We start from the raw sequence: 2,424 nt of genomic DNA on the forward strand, positions 1-2,424 counted from the left end.
CCCCGAGCCTGGCCGACCAGGCCTATGTACGGCTCAAGCAGATGATCTTTGACTTTGCGCTGATGCCCGGCGACCGCGTCTCCGAGACCGAGTTGGCGCAGCGCGTCGTCGTCAGCCGCACGCCGCTGCGCGCCGCCTTGCAGCGGCTGGAGCGCGAGGGCTTCCTGCAACTGCTGCCGCGCCTGGGCTGGCAGGTGGCGCCGCTGGACTTCGACGTGATGGACGAGCTCTACGACCTGCGCACCCTCATCGAGTGCGAGGCCGCACGCCACCTCTGCGAGCACGAGCAACGGCCCGAGCTGCAGCAACTGGCCGACATCTGGATGGTGCCGCCTGCCGAGCGGCTGGCCGACGCGGCAGAGGTCGGCGCGCTGGACGAGCGCTTCCATGCGCTGTTGGTGCAGGGCAGCGGCAATCGCGAGATGGTCCGCGTGCACAGGGAAATCACCGAGCGCATCCGCATCATCCGGCGGCTGGACTTCACCAAACCAGCGCGCGTGGATGCAACCTACGACGAGCATGCCCGCATCCTGCGCACCATCACGCGGCGGCGCACCGACGAAGCCCAGCGCCTGCTGCGCGCCCACATCCAGCAGAGCAAGCTCGAAGTGCGGCACATCACGCTCGACATGCTTTACCGCGCCAGGCGGAGCAGCTGATGCCACGCGGCTCCCGGGCATGCGGATGGCACATGAATTGCATGAGCCCGCCATGCCGGTTCGTGCGAGCGGCCATGGCGATGCCGGCCGCCAAGAGTCAATTCACGCGTTCTTCATCCACCCCCTAGGAGCTTTGCCTTGAAACCCACCGCACGCCTGCTTTGCACCGCCCTCGTCGCCTTCGCCGCCGGCGCCACCCAGGCCGCCGACTGGGCCGACACCTCCATCGGCTACCGCTACGGCACCAAGTTTGCCGAGCCCTTCGGCACGAACGACATCCACAAGAACATCCTCGACCTCAACCATGCCAGCGGCTACGCCTACGGCACCAACTTCTTCAACGTCGACCTGCTGCTGTCCGACAAGAAGGACCCGTCCAGCCCCAACTCCGGCAGCGGCGCCAGCGAGGTCTACATCGTCTATCGCCACACGCTGGACTTCGGCAAGATCACCGGCAGCCCCATCGCCTTCGGCCCCGTCCGTGGCGTGGGTCTCACCGCCGGTTTCGATGCCAACGTGAAGGTGGATGCCGGCTACAACTCGCGCAAGCAGATGCTCGTGCTCGGCCCCACGTTGATGATGGACGTGCCTGGCTTCCTCAACGTCAGCCTGCTGCTGCTGAAGGAAAGCAACGCGCCGTACAACAAGTTCAGCGGCACGGCGACGCCGCGCTACGACTACAAGAGCCATGTGATGCTGACGGCGGCCTGGAGCATCCCGCTGGGCAAGCTGCCCCTGGCCTTCGAAGGCTTTGCCAACTACATCGCCAGCAAGGGCACGGACGAGTTCGGCGGCGCAACAGGCCCCGAGACCAACTTCGACGGCCAGATCATGTACGACGTGGGCGCCGCCACCGGCGCGACGCCGAACAAGTTCAAGGTGGGGCTGGAGTACCAGTACTGGCGCAACAAGTTCGGCAACCCGTACAAGGGTCCGGCCGGCAGCGGCGCATTCGCAAAGACGCCGATGATCCGCGCGGAATACCACTTCTGAAGTTCCCGCGACGTCCGGCATGTCCCGCCTTGAATTGATCGGCATCACCAAGCAATACCCCGGCGTTCGGGCCAACGACGACATCCATCTCAAGGTGGCGCCGGGGCAGATCCACGCCGTTCTCGGCGAGAACGGCGCGGGCAAGTCGACGCTGATGAAGATCATTTACGGCGCCACCAAGCCGGACACCGGGCAGATCGCCTGGAACGGCCGCGAGGTCGAGGTGGCCAGCCCGGCGCAGGCCCGCGCGCTGGGCATCAGCATGGTCTACCAGCACTTCTCGCTGTTCGACACGCTGACCGCCGCCGAGAACATCTGGCTGGGGCTGGACAAGGCGCTGTCGCTGGCCGAGGTGGCGGAGCAGACGCGGGCGGTGTCGGCGCAGTACGGCCTGCATGTGGACCCGGCCCGCCCGGTGCACACGCTCAGCGTCGGCGAGCGCCAGCGCGTCGAGATCGTGCGCGCGCTGCTGACGCGGCCGCAGCTGCTGATCCTGGACGAGCCCACCTCGGTGCTGACGCCGCAGGCCGTCGAAAGCCTGTTCGTGACGCTGCGCAAGCTGAGCGGCGAGGGTTGCTCCATCCTCTACATCAGCCACAAGCTGCATGAGATCCGCTCGCTGTGCGACCACTGCACGGTGCTGCGCGGCGGCCGCGTGGTGGGCGAGGTGGACCCGCGCAAGGAAACCAACGCCAGCCTGTCGCGGCTGATGATCGGTGCCGATGCGCCGGTGCTCACCGACCGCGAAGGCCAGCGCGGCGCACACGTGCTG

At 66.9% G+C, this 2,424-nt stretch carries 3 protein-coding genes; all 3 read left to right on the plus strand.

What is annotated here, in order from left to right:
* The first annotated feature begins 8 nt into the window (after positions 1-8).
* A complete protein-coding gene (locus ACXJKR_RS29880; RefSeq protein ID WP_457325930.1) occupies positions 9-659 on the plus strand; it encodes a GntR family transcriptional regulator in 651 nt (216 codons plus the stop codon).
* Positions 660-797: 138 nt separating this feature from the next.
* The gene (locus ACXJKR_RS29885) at positions 798-1,652 is read left to right on the plus strand and encodes an outer envelope protein (protein ID WP_457325928.1); all 855 of its coding nucleotides are present in this window, start codon (positions 798-800) and stop codon (positions 1,650-1,652) included.
* A 19-nt stretch (positions 1,653-1,671) separates the two neighbouring features.
* A partial coding sequence (locus tag ACXJKR_RS29890) for an ATP-binding cassette domain-containing protein (protein ID WP_457325929.1) occupies positions 1,672-2,424 on the plus strand: 753 nt, incomplete at its 3' end.

It is taken from the genome of Roseateles sp. P5_E11 (genome assembly GCF_054049355.1).